This window comes from Roseofilum sp., assembly GCF_982964205.1.
Genome location: NZ_CEZBFX010000001.1, coordinates 124,227 through 140,903, shown reverse-complemented (window position 1 = coordinate 140,903; position 16,677 = coordinate 124,227). Strand labels below are relative to the sequence as shown.

The window sequence follows — 16,677 nt, the reverse complement described above, 5'->3', positions numbered from 1 at the left end:
GGTTTATAGATGAAATCCTATGGCAATGCTTTTGTCTATAATTTTTCTCTATTTCTCTGTCCTATCTTTTGCCCGTTCATTTTAGGGACGCTATGGTGGGTTTAGGTGCAAAATAGGTGTAGCAGCGAGCTTTGGTTCCGCCATTCGTGGATAAAACTCTCGGTGTTAAAAGCTTTTGAAGAGGGCGAACGACGGGAGTTGAACCCGTGACTTCCTGTTCGACAGACAGGCGCTCTAGACCAACTGAGCTACAACCCCATAAAACGGATTTCTTTAGTTTTCAATGTACATAGCTTGAGGTAGAGCTTTTAGGCTCTTTTCCCCTTGCCTCACTAATATACTACGCAAATACTACAAATATGTCAAGGGGTATTTATGTTTAAATGAAGGTAACTCTCGAAAAAAAGAAGTCAAATGAAGATTAATGCTGACTTAAACCAAGGTGTAGTAGTCTATAGCGACGATTTACCCTGGGCAAGTTCTCCAGCACCAGGAGTAGAGCGACGGATGTTGGAACGGGATGGAGAAGAGATAGGTCGTGCTACAACAATTGTCCGTTTTGCCCCCAATAGTTCTTTTGCCATGCATTCCCATGGTGGTGGGGAAGAATTTTTAGTTTTGGAGGGTGTTTTCTCAGACGAACACGGAAATTACGGGGCTGGAACCTATATCCGCAACCCAATTGGCTCTCAACATACTCCCTATAGTCGAGAGGGCTGTATCTGGCAATGGCGAGTGCCTCCTAATCATGCTCCCTATTGCGGTACGATTTCCGAAGATGGCTTTAAAACTCGGCGAGTCATTCACTATCGCAATTCTTTTTTACCCCAAGTTCGAGGACGATTTGAATCTTTACCGAATGGAACAGCAGTTCATATTACCTTGAGTTTACATCCCATGGTTAGTATTTTTCTAATCTTTTGGGGTTCATCTTGGGGTAGCGCTTCACTCTTATTTCTATTCGCTGCCTTATTCTCAGAAGATGTTGGTCTAGAAACCCTGCTGTTTATTCCCTTACCTTTCATCGTTCTCTTTATCTTCTGGTGTGCTTTTTGGTTAGAAGCCAATCGCGCTTGTCAAGACCTCAGCGAAATATTAAGAATTCATCATTAAATTAAAGACGCGCTATAGTCATTTAAACTGGCTTTTATTAACTATAGCGTTTCTCAAATAAATGAGGTACAATAAAAAGTATGCTTTCATTTACCAGTTTTTTACTCCTCTCTTCTAATGTACCTCACTAATTCGATAAAGGCTATAGACCTGTAATCTATTGTACTAGCAAGGGAATATTTCAGAGATCGGTCCCCCAGCTATGCTGTCAAGGTTGTAGTATTAAATATAAACTTTCCTTAGGAAGAAATCTATGTTTAAAACAGTAGTCGGCCATAGCAATGATCCAGACTCTGAGTCTGCTATTGTAGAGATCCTCAATCAATGCGATCGAGCCTTATCCGGAGAATTGCCGCAAGCAGGAATTCTGTTAGCGGCGATTGATTTCGATCATGCCGAAATTGTACAGAAGATTGTATCTATTTATCCAGAAATCGAATTAATTGGAGGCACAACTGATGGAGAAATGTCTTCAGTTCTAGGGTTTCAACAAGATTCCCTGGTTCTAATATTATTTTGCTCCGATCGCTTACAAATCCGGGCTGGAATCGGTCGGAGAATCTCACAGGATTTTCACAGAGCGCTAGAAGAGGCGATCGCCCAAGCAACAACCGATCTGATCCAACCCATTAAACTCTGCATTACTTTACCCGAAGGACTCACCTCCGTCAGTGCCGTTAAATTAGTCGATTGTCTCAATCAATTATTAGGTAAACACGTACCTATTTTTGGGGGACTTACCGCCGATCAATGGCGCTTTAAGCAAAGTTATCAGTTTTATAAAAATGAAGTTTATAGCGATGCCATCCCCATTTTAGTCTTTTCCGGACACCTACTCTTGTCCCATGGATTAGCCAGCGGTTGGAACCCTATTGGTAAAGTCGGTCAAGTCACCAAAGTCGAAGACAATGTGGTTTATGAAATTGACCATCATCGTGCCTTGGACTTTTATTATCGCTATTTAGGAGAATATCCTCCCTCCTCTGAATACCCCCTGATGGTGTTTGATCCCACACGACAGTATTCTTACATGCGAGCGCCGAGTGGCTCCTACGATCCGACATTGGGAAGCGTAACCTTCTTTGGCGATATTCCAGAACAGGCGATCGTACAAATTACAGAAACAACCCGCGATTGTATTCTCCTCGCCTCTCAAGCCTCCATGCAGCAAGCGATCCACAACTATCCTGGAAGCCAACCGAGTACAATACTCTTCTTTTCCTGTGCCAGTCGGCGACAAATCCTAGGCAGTCGCACTCTTGAAGAGTATGATTTTACTCAACAGTGTCTGAAACAAACCTTAGTATCCTGTGGTTTTTATACGAATGGAGAGATTGCTCCGTTAGAACAACAGGGTACATCCTATTTTCATAATGAAACATTTATTGCCTTGCTCTTGGGAGAAGAATAACATCATGTCGCAAACTCTCGACACCCTAGATATGGAAGAAAAAATCGCGCGACTGGAAAAAGAAAACCGAATTTTACGCAAGAAATTAGAGCGCTCCGAGAAGAACTGTCTAGAGTTAGAAGAAACCAATGAAAAAAAAGAATCTTTGCTTAGACAAGCGATCGTCGAATTGAAAAACTCCCAAGAAGAAGTCGCGCAAAAGCGCCAATTAGAAGAAACTTTATCCCAACTCAAACGTACCCAAGCCCAACTGATTCAAGCTGAAAAAATGTCGAGTTTGGGTCATTTGGTTGCTGGAGTAGCCCATGAAATCAATAATCCCGTTAGCTTCATTTACGGAAACTTAAGTTATATTGAAAAATATTTTCAAGACTTGTTAGGGATTATTCATCTGTATCGAGAATACGATCCTGACCCTCAAGAGGTGATTCAAGACTATATTAATCGCCATGATTTAGAATTTGTGGAGGAAGATTTATCCAAAATTTTAAAATCCATCAAAATTGGCACAGAGCGCATTTGTGAAATTGTTTTATCTTTACGTACATTCTCCCGCATGGATCAAGCTGACGTTAAGGAAGTCGATATCCATGAAGGCATCGATAGTACCCTGATGATCCTACAGCATCGCCTCAAAGAGCAACCCGATCGCCCAGAAATCCAAGTCACCCGAAATTATGGCAAGTTGCCTCTAATAGAGTGCTATCCAGGACAGCTCAACCAAGTATTTATGAACATTCTCGCCAATGCTATAGATGCCCTAGAAGAGCTACCCAACAATCAAAGTTCTCAGATTATTGTCTCCACGGCTACAGTGAACTCCGACTGGATACAAATCACGATCTCCGATAATGGCAGAGGTATTCCTGAAACCGTCCAACCCCATATTTTTAACCCCTTCTTCACCACCAAAGCCATCGGTCAAGGAACTGGAATGGGTTTAGCGATTAGTCATCAAATTATTACTGAAACCCACATGGGTCAAATTCTATGTCACCCTACTCCAGGAAAGGGAACCGAATTTATCATTCAAATTCCCATCTCCCCTCAACTTAAACCGACCAACACTTGATCCCAATCCTGCATTTCCTCACCCTCTTTTGCTCTTACCTCAAACGTTAAATTACACGCTTGGGGTTGGAATAACATCTGAATAGACAATTCGGAAATATCCTCACGACTGACTTGACCGCGAATATTATCCCCTTGAGCCACTTCTAAACGATTGCCCCCTGGTGCTTCAGTTAAGGCACAGGGACGAATAATAGTATAGGGAATCCCACTTTCTCGGATCGCATCCTCGCCTCGCAACTTCCACGTTAAAATGCCACCGAGTTGATCGTTGAGTCTCACGGCTGGCGGTTCCTCATCCAGATTTAACCCCGGTCTTCCTGGACGAGTCACTCCTGCGGAACTAATCTGCACGAATTTCGGTAACTTCGGCCCTCCATAGGCGCGGATGGAGCCAATTTCTAGACCAAAGCGTCCTGGAGAAAACTGAGGATTGAGACCTCCATCATACTCAAATTTACTGAGCATCAGTTGAATAGCATAGGTCTGACTGGGGTCAAATGGCGGGGCACTCGGCAAGGTTTTAGCGCGAAAAATGGGAATCAGGCGATCGAACGGAATATCCACCGTCATCCAAGTATTATTGAGGGTATCAAAGGAATAGCAATAACTGATCCCATCCCATCGAGCCTCGTTACGCAGAATAAACTTATAACGCTTACCATCCCCTTGTACTCGCAGACTAATCCCTTCATATCCAGCTAGATTCAGACAAGGTTCAAAGTTCTTTGTGCGAATGGAAACAAATCCCCCAGAGTTAGCAGTAGAAACTTCACCTGTGAAGAAACCATAGTTCGGCGTAATGCGTAGCTCACTCGAACTAATTCCCCCCATCACCACATCATCAATCACTCCCCAAGTGGTCTTCAAACTGGATGAAGGATTGGTAAAATCGAAAATCATCTGTTCATCTGCCCGACTTAGGTAAGGAGCTACCCTGCGGATCAGATTTTTCATGCCATTATATTCCACCATTTCTGGACTATCTACCACTTCCGGCAGATAGAACTTTACCCCTTGATAATACTTCTCACGATTGGGGGTATCACCCTCGACGGGTTGCACGCGAGTACCCGAACAGCAAATAACAGAAATGACATCTTGCATCATTTCCGGCTTCAAGGTTTCGGAAAGGGTTAAATCCGCTTCAAATAATTCAATTCCTTTACCTAAAATAGATTCTGCTCGTTTGGCATCACGCACCAGAGCGCGGACGGGTATCTTACGTTCGACTAAACGGCGAATAACCCGTTTTCCGACTCCACCCGTGGCTCCAACAACTAGAATTTTACCCATAGCTTGTCCTTTTGGCGGTTGAGGTTGTCCGGTGAGGGTTCGTAACCCACGCTGAAGACTACTGAGAATCGGAAACACTTCAAAGGTGTTTAGAGTGTCAATCAATCGATTGAAATCCCAGGGTTTCCGACTACCCTGAACGCGAGTTTTAGAAGCCATTCTCTTACGCTGTGTAGATTGCTCTTCTTGTTTATATTAACGGAGGAAGGCAAAATGAATGGAAGATTGAGTAACCTAGGAAATAAAGTCAGGATGAGGATATGGTTGGTCAATTAACAACTCATGTATTAGATACGGCGCAAGGTTCTCCCGCTGTGGGAATGGCATTGGAGTTATGGGCAGTCGATCGCAAGTCGCCGATTAAAACCCTGCTCAAACAGACGAAAACCAATGAGCAAGGCAGAACCCATATTCCTTTATTAGAAGAGGGTGAGTTGGAAGTTGGCACTTACGAATTAGTTTTTTTTGTCGGTGATTATTTTCAGCGCGCGATCGGAAATTTACCAGAGCCAGTATTCTTGGATCTGGTTCCCATCCAGTTTGGAGTGTCTAATCCCCATAGTCATTATCATGTACCTTTGTTGGTGTCTCCTTGGTCTTATGCAACTTATCGGGGAAGTTAATTAGGGAATAGGGAATAGGGAATAGGGAATAGGGAATAGGGAATAGGGAATAGGGGAAACCGAGTTCCAACCTTTTCTTAGCATAGATCATAAATAGCGTTCTTAGATTAGTGGCATCCTACACTTTTTAGTTGGTAAAATGTACACAGTCTTAATTTTTCATGATGAGCTAATGACCTAGAGCTAATGACCTATAGGATCGCGCAAGTTAATCAAATGAGTCAAGAGTATTTTGTGGAGGCTTTGGGTAGTGTCTTTGAAGATACGCCAACCCTTGCAGCTCAAACTTGGAAAAAGAGGCCATTTCGAGATACGGAACATCTTTATCAAAGCTTCATCTCCCAGATGCTGGAGTTGAGTGATGCAGAAAAAATGGCGTTAATTCAAGCTCATCCTGATTTGGGGAGTCGAGTAAAAATGGCTCCAGATTCGATCGCCGAACAAGCAGGTGCAGGATTGGATCGCTTGAGTCCCCAACAGTACGATCGGTTTATATCTTTGAATCAAGCTTATCAGGATAAGTTTGGGTTTCCCTTTATTATGGCGGTGAAAGGACAAACTCAAGATAAAATTTTAAAGGCTTTTGAAGAACGATTAAATCACAGTTGGCAAGCGGAGCGAGAACAAGCGCTAGATGAGATTACTAAGATTGTACAATTTCGGTTGGGCGATCGAGTAATTAACTAAACATTAAAATTTGGGTTTTGAACCTATGGATCGAAGTAGGCGGTGGAATAACGGTATAATTCTGCTGATTAGCACGTTGATGTTAATAGCTTTAGGTTGGCTTAGTGGTACATTGATCTCTCCTCCTTTTTCTATGTTTCCTGAATATCTACTCACCGATCCGTTTTTACAATTCCCCACTGAAAGTACGGTGCGGGTGGTTTGGTTTACCCCATTTCCGGGAACTGAGCATCGGGTGGTTTATGGGAACAATTTAGAGCGTCAAGTGAAGGCAATAACGACGAAGTTATCGCGCACCCGTGAAGACAAGGTTTCCCATCTTGACGAAACTTTGCTAGGGGAGCAAGGAGAGTTTCCGGTACTTCGAGATATTTGGCGACATGAAGGGGAAATTACGGGCTTAATTCCTGGAGAAAAATTGCCCTATCAAGCGATTAGTGTCCATGATAATCATCAGGAATTGCGCAGCGATCGCTTCACCTTAGCCCCCACTCCCCAACCCGGAACTCCATTGAAAATTTTACTGACATCCGACCATCAGCATAAACCCATGACTGCCGCAAATATCCAGAAGGTGGGGGAAACCATGGGATCGGTTGATGCTATTTTCTTTGCTGGGGATTTGGTTGATATTGCCGATCGAGCTTCCGAGTGGTTTGATGATAAACGAGGAAATGCCTTTTTCCCAGTCCTGCAAGGACGGGCAAATCATGACCTAGAAAAAGAGGGAATAACAACGACCTATACAGGAGCTGCTTTAATCCAAAATGCGCCCCTATTTCCAGCCTTGGGCAATCATGAAATTATGGGACAATGGTCTGAAGAGCGCGGATTAAACGATCAATTTAATGGTTCTTATCCTCACCAAGCAGCACAAGCGGATTATGAACGGCAAGCCGATCGGATTAATCCCAGTGGCGATGCAAATATCAAAGAAGATTGGATTAAAAACCATAGCTTTAATAGCGATACTTACGAACAGATTTTTAGTTTACCCAAAAGTCCAGGTAATGGCCGATATTATGCGGTCAGCTTTGGGGATATTCGGTTGGTGGTTCCCCAAATTACGAATATGTGGCGATCGCCGAATTTATCAGCCAATACTCAAGGACGCTTTCGAGAGCGCGATCGAGACTTAAATCAACCCCAAAATTGGGGCTACGGGCAACATATTTTTGAACCCATAGCTCCGGGCAGTCCCCAATATGAATGGTTAAAAGCAGAATTAAATTCACCGGAATTTCAAAAGGCAAAATATAAAATTGTCATGTTCCATCATCCCCCCCATTCTCTGGGAGAAAATGTTGTGCCGGCTTATACCGATCCGGTGCAAATTATCGATCGAGATGGGGCTGGCAATCCCTTAGTCATTCGCTACGAGTATCCAAAAGAAAAGGATTATATTATCCGAGATGTAATCCCCTTATTAGAAGAAGCGAACGTTGACCTCGTATTATATGGTCATTCCCATCTATGGAACCGGTTTGTTAGCCCGAGAGGCATGAACTTTTTAGAAACGTCTAATGTCGGTAATACTTATGGTGCGTATAGGGGAGGATCTCGCCGTTATGTGCCCCCTGCTTATCAACCCGAATATTCTCCTGTGGGCGATCCGAATGGCTTAGAGCCGATGATTCCTAGCCTAGCGCCACTCCGAGAAAATAACCAACTCTTACCCTATATTGCTAGTAACAATATAACGGTATTTAGTATTTTAGACACGGAAACAGCAACCGTCAGTAGCTATTTCTTTGATACCCGCGAGCTAGATTCTAATGTGGTTAAGTTCGATGAATTCTCGATTCGTCGTCAAGGATAAAATAGACTGCTCTCACAAATCAGAAAATATTATTAATATTAGTAAATAAATGTTAATTTCCCTCTCAATCTTTCATGTGGTTTGAAGTAATCGCTACATAAAACAAAAGATTGTGAAAAAAAGGAGGGTTATTTTCACACTGATTAAGAGTTGATTAAAAGTCCTAATGAAGGGCTGACCATTGTGTTAAATTTGTCTCTAGTAGTTCTCAGGAGAGAGAATCATGAGTTTCTTAGATTCATCTGGTATTAATCTGTTTGGTGAAGAAGATTTAGTGGAAAAAGTCTCTAGAATTTATAGCACAGGTTTCATTAGTTCGGATGAGTATCATCGCTTAGAGTCCTCGGCTACCTCCTCTAGGCTGGCAGCAGAAGAGTTAGATATGATCGCTCGTTTGCGTCATGCGATTAAGCGAGGATGGGTGAAAACAACAACCTAAGCTTGATTGGCTTCCCTAGTTTTATGTGCATTACACTAGGAGTGGTAATTGACCTAGACTGTAATTCATGCGTTTAGTTGATGACGATCCCGATCTGCCGCCTCAAATCAACATCTTGCCGATGATTGATGCGATCTTCTCAATTTTGACGTTTTTCATGATTGGGACGCTGTTTTTAACCCGTAATGAGGGGTTACCGGTTAATTTGCCGGAAGCAGGAACGGGAGAAGTTCAACAGCAAGAGCGCATTACTGTTTCGATTAATGCTCAAGGCAAGATAGGCTTAGATGAAATAATAATTCCTTTAGAGCAACTGGATGCAAGGGTGGTTCAGTTAATGCAGGGGAAATCAACCCAGTTAGTGGCGATCAAAGCTGATGAAGCGATCGCCCATAAACGAGTAATCGAAGTAATGGATCGCCTCAGAACCATTCAAGGGATTCGTTTGGCGATCGCCACTGAAGCAATGAGAAATTAAAAATTACGTCCCATTACCCATTACCGATTACCCATTACCAGGGCAGTGCCCTATATAGTATGATGGGGCTTGGCTCATCGAGTGGTAATGGTGAGGAAATCATGAATCTAGCCCCGATCGCCCAATGGGGTAAAACAATATTAAAAGTATCTACGCTGGTCGCCTGTGGATTGGTATTGTGGTTAAGTGGATGTGCCCGATCGCCGGTTCCGGGAGATTTGGCAGCAGTGAAAGCGTTGGAAGCAGCTCGGTTTATCTCTAAACAAGCGCCAGTAGTCGTGTCATTATCCCAAAAACCAGAGCAGATGTTATCGCAGATAAAAGGATTAGATCGGCCAGACAAACTACTACAAAATACTCTCCTTGATAATACTCGATTGGACTATAAACAGGATATTCAGCCTTGGCTCGATGGGGGTGGAATTTGGGCGATGACGAGTACGGATGTCGATCGCCAGGGGGAGAATGGACAACAACCGGGTTATTTAGTGGTGTTACCAACGAAAAATGCCCAGCTTTCCCAAGAATTATTAGAAGTATATTGGCAACGGGAGGCGATCGCCGGCCAAGATTTAGTATTTGAACCCTACAAAGGCACACAATTAATTTATAGCCGAGAAGAAAACAAGATTTCTACAACCGTTGTCGGATCGCGGTTTGTATTATTTGCCAATCATCCTAAAGTTCTCAAAGAAGCCATCAATAATGTGCAAGTTGCCGAGCTGAGTTTAGGCGCAACCCCAGACTATCAAGAGTTACAAGAACTCAATAGCGAGAAGAGGGAGGCGATCGCCTGGCTAAATATTCCCAGGTTAGCCCAAAAGTTGGGCATGGAAGTCGATCATCCCATGTATCAAGCCTTGGGAATGGCGGTACAGTTGCAACCGGAAGGAGTTTTAGCCCAAACCCATTGGTTACCCACCGATCCAGCGTTGCTTGAAGGAGCAGAAGCGCCCTTAAATTCCTCTTCCTTATTAGCCTATCTCCCTTCCAGCAGTTATTTAGCGATCGATGGGGTGAATTTGCGTCAGTTTTGGCAACAGATGCAAACAGAAACTGCTGGTTATGGCAACATTGCCGAGATTATTCGCCAACCCTTGCTTGACTGGGGGAAGCAATGGCAATTAGATGTGGAAGCCGATATTCTCGATGCGATTGAAGGAGAATACGCGATCGCCTTTTTACCCGATGAAGTAGAAGGGGATTTAGATTGGATTGTGATTCGCGAAAACACGGGAGAAAGTTTAAGCGATCGTTTGGATCAAATTCTTAACCAGCAAGGCTTTAGTATTGGCTCATTTCAGTTAGACGATCAAACCCTCGTCGCTTGGACACAATTAATCGCCGATCCGATAACCGATGGAGAAGAAACCGCTAAAAGTCGGGTATTAAAAGCCAAAGTGCAAGGAGTGCATACCACACTGAACCAGTATGAGATTATTACCTCGTCTATTGCTGCCATGGATCGGGTACTGAAAGCCAAAAGTACAGGCAATTCCCTGGCAACCGATGCCCTCTTTCAAGCCAGTATTGCCCCTTTACCAGAAGTTAACCAGGGCTATTTCTTTATCAATTGGCGATCGGCTCAAAAACCCCTCGAACGTCAAATTCCCCTGTTAAGGCTCGTAGAATTGGCAGCCAAACCTCTCTTTGACCCCTTAGAATCGGTCGCTATAGCCAGTTATGGCGATGCCCAAGAGCGGCAAGCCGATATCTTTTTGAATACTGGCAGTGAACGTCGGTAAGGGATAGCGATCGATGATTATCATTAGCAAATGAAGACACAACATTACCTTGTCCTTACATTTTGTTAACTGAAGCTGATTCTACCAGAGCATTATCAGATTCTAGCCAATACAGCGCTTCGCGCTGCTATGAGGTACATTGTTGATCGTAGATGTGAGTTGTCATTGCGACCGAAGGGAAGCAATCGCCAAGATTGGGGGATTTTGCGATTGCTTCATTCCACTTCGTTCCATTCGCAATGACTGATCTCAATGAGACTGTACTCCGTTACAGCGCTTTGCGCTGTATCGTTTATCTGATGGTTTAGGTTGACTCGATGCTTTGATTGCTCATTGTGCTTTAGGGTAACAAGCAACGCTACAGCGCTTTGCGCTGTTATGAGGGACAGTGTTGAATCCTCAAAGCGATGTACCAAAAGCCTATTCCCTATTCCCTATTCCCTATTCCCTAGCGCAAAGCGCTATATGTACTTTCAATATTAAACACTATCGAGTGATTCCTAACTTGAAAATTGCTCAACCCTATAGTCACTAGAGGTATACCAAAAGAAGATATTGTACTGGCGTTTCATTCTCCAAAAACTGGGAAGTTTTCGGAATTAGCGATCGCCTAAACCCCTTTCTCTATGCATTTGCCCTTAACAAGGGGCTGAGAGCAATTGGTCAGCCCCTTGCCTCTCAAGGCTTTATCCAGAGTGAATTAGGAGCGCACAACGATCGCCGAATTCAATGCTTCTACCAGAGAACGTACCACAGCTACCATAGCTACTTCATTATCTAACCGGTTGATTGCCGAACCCACTCCAATGCCTTGAGCGCCAGAGGCGATCGCCATCGGTGCGGTAACATTAGATAAGCCAGAAGCACATAAGACCGGAACCTCAACCCCACGGGAAATTTCATAAGCAGCCGCCAAAGTAGGAGCTGCTTTTTCAATTAATCCCAATGTGCCGGAATGGGTGGGTTGACTGCTGGTTCCGCCTTCCGTTTGAATTACATCTGCCCCTTCAGTAACCAGCGCTCCAGCTAACTGTACCTGTTCATCCAACGGTAAAATATGGGGAACCGTCACCGAAAGCATAATATCCGGAAGCAGCGATCGCACCTCCTGAGTCAGTGCCAACACCTCATCCGCCTCAAATCGCCGTCCTTGGGCGTAGAACGCATCAAAATTCCCAATCTCAATCAAATCGGCTCCCGCGTCCACTGCCGCCACAAATTTCTGCGGCTCCACGGAAGAAACACACAGGGGTAGACCCGTCAAAGTACGGCAAAGACGCACCAAATCCGGATCGGCTGCAATATCCACAAATGTCGCCCCTCCGCGATCGGCAGCCTTAACCACCATAGCTGTGCGATCGGCATCAAAATTCATTAACCCACTAATCACTTTCAGTGCCCGTCCTTGGGCTAAAGCAGGTTGCAGTTGAGGAAGAATCGTCATAAGACCTCAGTTTGTATAGCAATCATTGTTTATCCTCCATTGTGCCACTATCGATGTCCTTGAGAGAGTCAAGATTAAAATCGGGAGAGATTTTATAGCGCGATCGCAGATCCAACGAACAGTTATGGTTGCTTAAGAGGAGAAGTCAATACCACAGTCCCTTGCCGAACCAACTAAATTCGCAAGGACTTATGGTAGTAGATTCCCCGGACATCAGATCATTTATACTTTCGGTAAAACCACTTGATGGGTTTGATCTTGATACTTACCCAATCGGTCTTCATAAGTGACATTACAGGGTTCTCCTTCAAAAAACAACAATTGGGCAATCCCTTCATTGGCATAAACCCGACAGTCGGCACTAGAAGAATTAGACAATTCTAAGGTCAGATGACCTCGCCAGCAGGCTTCTGCGGGGGTGGTATTCAGGATAATTGAACATCTAGCATAAGTGGATTTACCCACACAAATAACGGTGATATTGGGTGGAATCTCTAGACGCTCTAGGGCAACACCTAAGCCATAGCTATGGGCAGGAATAATGAAAAAGTCGCCCTGTTCATCCTGGTGCAGGGGAACCGATTCAAGGTTGTCGGGATTAAAGTTTTTCGGATCGACAACTGTACCGGGAATGTGCTTAAAGATGAGGAATTCTTTGGGACTTAGTTAAACTAAGCCAGAAGGTCACCCCTCTGACTCGTCTTCAAAACCGGACGTGAGACTTTCACCTCATCCGGCTCCTCGAAAACTTGGCTATTGTCATTAGCACTAAAATCTAGTGATGTTTTAACGTCGTGACAGTGACCATGTATTAATTGGAGGTTTTTATAATCATCCCTTCCTCCTTTGGATTTAGGGATGATATGGTCAACTTCCATTACGTCACCATCTTTGAATGTTAGTCCACAGATATTACATTTTCCTCTTTGCTTTTTAAGGAGTTTAGAGGTTCTTTTTAGCATTTGGGGATGTCTACCTAATCTGGTTGCCCAGTAAGTGTTTTCTCCATTGAAAGGGGATGCATTTCCCCTAACCTTTGTATGCCGTTTTATTTCTGTAGATCTAGGGTCGATTAGTTCACAGACGTTTTCGACTCCGAATATCCATTTATTATCCCCTCTTTGGAACCAATATTTATTATTGACCCATTGTGAGGTTTTATTCGGATGTCTATGGAGTCCCCATCTTTTTAGCTTCCAGAACAGTAAGTATTGTATTAAGGAGAAAGCGTCGTTAGCACAGGTTGTCGAGTAGTAATTGCACCATTCTTTGATTATTGGGTTGATTCTTTTAATTAGAATCTCTTGCTTGACGGTTATACACTTTTCGATTTCATTTGCTAAGGTTCTGTATGCTTTTTTGATGCTTTCCTTAGAGGGTTTTACAATAGTCTTAAATCCCTTTCGTATACCCTGGGTGTTTTTACCACTTGTATGTATGCCATGTTTGTATTGTCTGACGTTAAATCCTAAGAAGTCAAATCCTACTTTCCTTTCGTACTCTTCATAGGTATGAGTAATACTCGTTTTTTCAGGCTTGATTTCTAGTCCAATATCTTTTAACAATTCGCAGATGATTGTCATACATTTCTTGATTATTTCTAGATCCTTATGTATAACGACAAAATTATCTGCGTATCTGATCAATTGGAGTTCCTTTAGATTCAAGGATTTAGTCCCCTTTAAGGTTGTTGCAAATTCCTTAATCCTGTTTTCCATCCCATGTAAGGCAATATTGGCTAGGAGAGGGGAAATTGCCCCACCTTGGGGAGTCCTTTCATTCGTAGGGAACCATTCTTTGTTAGACATGAATCCTGCTTTAAGCCAAGACTTTATCTGCCTTCTTAAAGAAGGAAAGGTATTTATCTTGTCTAGCAGTTTGTTATGGTCTATTTTGTCAAAACATTTTGCTATATCGGCATCCAGCACATATTTAGGTTTGGACCTAATTGAGTTGAATATTGCCTCAATAGCATCATGGCATCCTCTACCTGGTCTGAATCCAAAGCTATTCGGTTCAAAGACGGCTTCCCATTCCGGTTCTAGGGCGAGCTTGACTAGGGTTTGTTTTATCCTATCTTCAATAGTAGGTATACCCAGTTGCCTTTTCTCTGTTTTACCTGGTTTGGGAATTTCTATTCTTCTTACCGGTTTAGCCTTTCCATCTAGCTTAATATTGCTGGCAAGTTCGAGTCTTTGGCGGGAGTCAACCGATTTAATTCCATCAATTCCTGCTGTTCTCTTACCTCTGTTATCTTGGGTAATCTTCCTCGTTGCCAACATTTTTGCTGACCAGGACTTACTTAGTAGTTTCTGGAGCCTGCGAACTAATCTGACATTTCCACTACTTTTAGCTTGATAAATTCTCTTTTGCAGCTTGAACACATTCCTCTCGATTTTACTCCAGGGCATGTCGTTCCATTTATACCTCAGTTTGACTGGGTTCATAACATATACACTGTTACTTGACACTTTATCTTCCAAGTTTTCGTGAGTCTGTCAGCCTATCCATCTCCATTACAGAGAGGCATTCGCTTTTGACTCAATCCTGTCACTTATGTCCTTGCGCTGGTTACTACTCATCAATTGACCTTTGGATGAGAGAAGCATAAGTGATTACCTCGTTCCTAATATCCATTTTTCGTTAGCTTTAGAGTCTTCCTTTCCACCGAGAGTTGTTGTTGGGTACAAAATGAAAAGATCCAATACCTTTCCATCTTTATTGGCACCATACGACACGATGCCACCTTAACTCTGTTGACTTTTGTCTTGCAGCCTATCAACCCGTTTGGCTACTTCATACGTGACGATGGGTTAAACAGAAGTTCGTTTCCTACTCATGGCTAACCTACTAGCTGGGGTTCCTCATCGGGTTTGAGGTTACCAACATTCCTTCCCGCTTCAACTAAGTTGATGACCAGTCGCCTTAGCTGGGGAAGTGTTTTCAACCCTGTACCTTGGCGAGAGGAGTTGTCTTTGTATAGATTCACCTCTATGGATATTAAGTTGTCACTGTGTGATTGAGATGCAAAGATTGGTTAAACCGTTAACATTTATTCACACAGTGCCCTGATTCCTTGAGCATTGTTGCTCATTTGGCAGGAACGAGTCGCACATCGGATATCATAGCCATAGGAAGAGGCTCCATAACTTAATACTTTTCTGATCAATCCCGGATCGCCTTCAATGGTCCGAATTAATGAAGGCTCAAACGGGTCAATCATTCCCTTCTGGGCTTGTTCTGCTATCCACTTATCATTCTTGAGCATATCTACATTCTAGTTCATCAAGACTTTAGATCATACCTGAAATTCCCATTGCTGTTGGTGTCGGGACTTACTCTGAGGCGATCGCCAAAATGCCCACTCCAATCTCCACTGTGTGAAGAAATATTACAGTTTTCGGGATTTTGCATAAAAACCGCTTCCAAAAACTGAGAACCCTATAGGAGAGAGTAAAGAACTCAATCCTGCCGCTATCCTCTCGAAGGAGAACTCAGTTCTCCTTCTTTTATCTATCCATCGCGTCTACCCAAGAATATGTGTCATTCACAATCTTTCAGGGAGCAAAATACCACCAAATCCATAACACGAGTTTGATTGACTTTTACAAAAGCTACGGAAGAAGCGCGATCGCTCCGACAATTTGCCGAAGTGAAAATGCAGGAATTGAGTCAGTCACTCTCTCGTTTGCTTAACTGGTTACCCCATATCTATTCCCTGTTCCTTATTGCTCAAAAGCCCAACGACATAATATCGTAGTGTTAAGACAAGTTAAGATAAAACTTTTGCAGCAGAATTCAGAGGTCAAGGAGAGTTACGGCACTTGGACAAAGAAAAAATTCTGGTTGTTGATGACGAAGCCAGTATCCGACGCATCTTAGAAACCCGACTATCGATGATCGGGTACGATGTCGTCACGGCTGGTGATGGCGAAGAAGCCTTAGAAACCTTCCGCCATATCCTACCGGATTTGGTGGTTTTAGATGTGATGATGCCCAAACTCGATGGTTATGGAGTCTGCCAAGAACTCCGTAAAGAATCGGATGTGCCGATCATCATGTTAACCGCCCTCGGAGATGTGGCCGATCGCATTACGGGGCTAGAATTGGGAGCCGATGATTATGTGGTTAAACCCTTTTCCCCCAAAGAACTCGAAGCTCGCATTCGTTCAGTTCTCCGTCGGGTAGATAAAACCAGCACCTCTGGCATTCCTAGCTCCGGCGTGATTCAGGTGAGCAATATCCGCATCGATACCAATAAACGACAAGTTTATAAAGGAGATGAACGCATTCGCCTCACCGGAATGGAATTTAGCCTTCTAGAACTCTTGGTGAGTCGTTCGGGAGAACCCTTCTCCCGCTCCGAGATTCTACAGGAAGTATGGGGATATACCCCAGAACGCCATGTGGACACTCGCGTAGTCGATGTTCATATCTCGCGACTGCGAGCCAAGTTAGAAGAAGACCCCAGTAACCCCGAATTAATCCTCACGGCTAGGGGGACAGGGTATTTATTCCAACGTATTCTGGAGGCAGGAGCAGAGGAATAGC

16 protein-coding genes, 1 tRNA gene and 1 pseudogene are annotated in these 16,677 nt (G+C 43.6%); 12 read left to right on the top strand and 6 right to left on the bottom strand.

Annotation, left to right across the window (positions count from 1 at the left end):
- Positions 1 to 183: 183 nt before the first annotated feature.
- A tRNA-Asp gene (locus AC3A14_RS00685) sits at positions 184 to 258 on the bottom strand.
- A gap of 156 nt (positions 259 to 414) precedes the next feature.
- Between AC3A14_RS00685 and AC3A14_RS00680 the strand changes: the two genes are divergently transcribed.
- From AC3A14_RS00680 to AC3A14_RS00670, 3 genes are all read left to right on the top strand, one after another.
- On the top strand, positions 415 to 1,113 hold the full coding sequence (locus AC3A14_RS00680; RefSeq protein ID WP_318735432.1) for a cupin domain-containing protein: 699 nt from the start codon (positions 415 to 417) through the stop codon (positions 1,111 to 1,113).
- Positions 1,114 to 1,366: 253 nt separating this feature from the next.
- Positions 1,367 to 2,524, top strand: coding sequence for an FIST signal transduction protein (locus AC3A14_RS00675; protein ID WP_318735430.1), 1,158 nt, complete (start codon positions 1,367 to 1,369; stop codon positions 2,522 to 2,524).
- A gap of 4 nt (positions 2,525 to 2,528) precedes the next feature.
- Positions 2,529 to 3,596, top strand: a complete 1,068-nt coding sequence (locus tag AC3A14_RS00670) for a sensor histidine kinase (RefSeq protein WP_318735427.1) — start codon at positions 2,529 to 2,531, stop codon at positions 3,594 to 3,596.
- Here the strand turns inward: AC3A14_RS00670 and AC3A14_RS00665 are convergent.
- Positions 3,572 to 5,050 (bottom strand): CIA30 family protein, encoded by a 1,479-nt coding sequence (locus AC3A14_RS00665; protein WP_318735424.1) that lies wholly within the window; start codon positions 5,048 to 5,050, stop codon positions 3,572 to 3,574. The genes AC3A14_RS00670 and AC3A14_RS00665 overlap by 25 nt on opposite strands.
- 101 nt (positions 5,051 to 5,151) lie before the next feature.
- On the opposite strand from AC3A14_RS00665, the gene uraH reads away from it, so the two are divergent.
- The 7 genes from uraH (at position 5,152) to AC3A14_RS00630 (ending at position 11,296) form a co-directional block, all read left to right on the top strand.
- Entirely contained in the window at positions 5,152 to 5,514 is a 363-nt protein-coding gene (uraH, locus tag AC3A14_RS00660) for a hydroxyisourate hydrolase (protein ID WP_318735421.1), read from the top strand.
- 186 nt (positions 5,515 to 5,700) lie between these two features.
- Positions 5,701 to 6,201: a 2-oxo-4-hydroxy-4-carboxy-5-ureidoimidazoline decarboxylase gene (gene uraD, locus AC3A14_RS00655; protein ID WP_318735417.1), complete on the top strand. Its 501-nt coding sequence runs from the start codon at positions 5,701 to 5,703 to the stop codon at positions 6,199 to 6,201.
- Between the two features lie 25 nt (positions 6,202 to 6,226).
- Positions 6,227 to 8,020: a metallophosphoesterase family protein gene (locus AC3A14_RS00650; protein ID WP_318735414.1), complete on the top strand. Its 1,794-nt coding sequence runs from the start codon at positions 6,227 to 6,229 to the stop codon at positions 8,018 to 8,020.
- 223 nt (positions 8,021 to 8,243) lie between these two features.
- On the top strand, positions 8,244 to 8,459 hold the full coding sequence (locus AC3A14_RS00645) for a hypothetical protein (RefSeq protein WP_318735410.1): 216 nt from the start codon (positions 8,244 to 8,246) through the stop codon (positions 8,457 to 8,459).
- A gap of 67 nt (positions 8,460 to 8,526) precedes the next feature.
- Positions 8,527 to 8,937: an ExbD/TolR family protein gene (locus tag AC3A14_RS00640; protein ID WP_318735407.1), complete on the top strand. Its 411-nt coding sequence runs from the start codon at positions 8,527 to 8,529 to the stop codon at positions 8,935 to 8,937.
- Positions 8,938 to 9,038: 101 nt separating this feature from the next.
- Positions 9,039 to 10,682, top strand: coding sequence for a DUF3352 domain-containing protein (locus AC3A14_RS00635; protein ID WP_318735405.1), 1,644 nt, complete (start codon positions 9,039 to 9,041; stop codon positions 10,680 to 10,682).
- A 512-nt stretch (positions 10,683 to 11,194) separates the two neighbouring features.
- Positions 11,195 to 11,296, top strand: a complete 102-nt coding sequence (locus AC3A14_RS00630; RefSeq protein ID WP_413039057.1) for an element excision factor XisI family protein — start codon at positions 11,195 to 11,197, stop codon at positions 11,294 to 11,296.
- A gap of 86 nt (positions 11,297 to 11,382) precedes the next feature.
- Here the strand turns inward: AC3A14_RS00630 and AC3A14_RS00625 are convergent, their stop codons facing one another.
- The 4 genes and pseudogenes from AC3A14_RS00625 to AC3A14_RS00610 form a co-directional block, all read right to left on the bottom strand.
- A complete protein-coding gene (locus AC3A14_RS00625; protein WP_318732004.1) occupies positions 11,383 to 12,126 on the bottom strand; it encodes a DUF561 domain-containing protein in 744 nt (247 codons plus the stop codon).
- 222 nt (positions 12,127 to 12,348) lie between these two features.
- Positions 12,349 to 12,792: pseudogene (gene dcd / locus AC3A14_RS00620) on the bottom strand (dCTP deaminase); the annotation flags it as partial.
- Positions 12,793 to 12,797: 5 nt separating this feature from the next.
- A complete protein-coding gene (ltrA, locus tag AC3A14_RS00615; RefSeq protein WP_318732003.1) occupies positions 12,798 to 14,573 on the bottom strand; it encodes a group II intron reverse transcriptase/maturase in 1,776 nt (591 codons plus the stop codon).
- A gap of 605 nt (positions 14,574 to 15,178) precedes the next feature.
- The gene (locus tag AC3A14_RS00610; RefSeq protein ID WP_318732002.1) at positions 15,179 to 15,394 is read right to left on the bottom strand and encodes a hypothetical protein; all 216 of its coding nucleotides are present in this window, start codon (positions 15,392 to 15,394) and stop codon (positions 15,179 to 15,181) included.
- Between the two features lie 330 nt (positions 15,395 to 15,724).
- Here AC3A14_RS00610 and AC3A14_RS00605 point away from each other — a divergent pair, with 330 nt between their 5' ends.
- Together AC3A14_RS00605 and rpaB are read left to right on the top strand one after the other, a co-directional pair.
- Entirely contained in the window at positions 15,725 to 15,886 is a 162-nt protein-coding gene (locus AC3A14_RS00605) for a hypothetical protein (RefSeq protein WP_318732001.1), read from the top strand.
- A gap of 64 nt (positions 15,887 to 15,950) precedes the next feature.
- The gene (gene rpaB, locus AC3A14_RS00600; protein WP_271937641.1) at positions 15,951 to 16,676 is read left to right on the top strand and encodes a response regulator transcription factor RpaB; all 726 of its coding nucleotides are present in this window, start codon (positions 15,951 to 15,953) and stop codon (positions 16,674 to 16,676) included.
- Position 16,677: the final 1 nt, after the last annotated feature.

What these genes read in the sequence shown, in the direction of transcription:
- AC3A14_RS00680 (WP_318735432.1), top strand. Translation starts at nt 415, where the DNA reads ATGAAGATTAATGCTGACTTAAACCAAGGTGTAGTAGTCTATAGCGAC.
- AC3A14_RS00675 (WP_318735430.1), top strand. Translation starts at nt 1,367, where the DNA reads ATGTTTAAAACAGTAGTCGGCCATAGCAATGATCCAGACTCTGAGTCT.
- AC3A14_RS00670 (WP_318735427.1), top strand. Translation starts at nt 2,529, where the DNA reads ATGTCGCAAACTCTCGACACCCTAGATATGGAAGAAAAAATCGCGCGA.
- AC3A14_RS00665 (WP_318735424.1), bottom strand. Translation starts at nt 5,050, where the DNA reads ATGGCTTCTAAAACTCGCGTTCAGGGTAGTCGGAAACCCTGGGATTTC.
- uraH (WP_318735421.1), top strand. Translation starts at nt 5,152, where the DNA reads ATGGTTGGTCAATTAACAACTCATGTATTAGATACGGCGCAAGGTTCT.
- uraD (WP_318735417.1), top strand. Translation starts at nt 5,701, where the DNA reads ATGACCTATAGGATCGCGCAAGTTAATCAAATGAGTCAAGAGTATTTT.
- AC3A14_RS00650 (WP_318735414.1), top strand. Translation starts at nt 6,227, where the DNA reads ATGGATCGAAGTAGGCGGTGGAATAACGGTATAATTCTGCTGATTAGC.
- AC3A14_RS00645 (WP_318735410.1), top strand. Translation starts at nt 8,244, where the DNA reads ATGAGTTTCTTAGATTCATCTGGTATTAATCTGTTTGGTGAAGAAGAT.
- AC3A14_RS00640 (WP_318735407.1), top strand. Translation starts at nt 8,527, where the DNA reads ATGCGTTTAGTTGATGACGATCCCGATCTGCCGCCTCAAATCAACATC.
- AC3A14_RS00635 (WP_318735405.1), top strand. Translation starts at nt 9,039, where the DNA reads ATGAATCTAGCCCCGATCGCCCAATGGGGTAAAACAATATTAAAAGTA.
- AC3A14_RS00625 (WP_318732004.1), bottom strand. Translation starts at nt 12,126, where the DNA reads ATGACGATTCTTCCTCAACTGCAACCTGCTTTAGCCCAAGGACGGGCA.
- ltrA (WP_318732003.1), bottom strand. Translation starts at nt 14,573, where the DNA reads ATGAACCCAGTCAAACTGAGGTATAAATGGAACGACATGCCCTGGAGT.
- AC3A14_RS00610 (WP_318732002.1), bottom strand. Translation starts at nt 15,394, where the DNA reads ATGCTCAAGAATGATAAGTGGATAGCAGAACAAGCCCAGAAGGGAATG.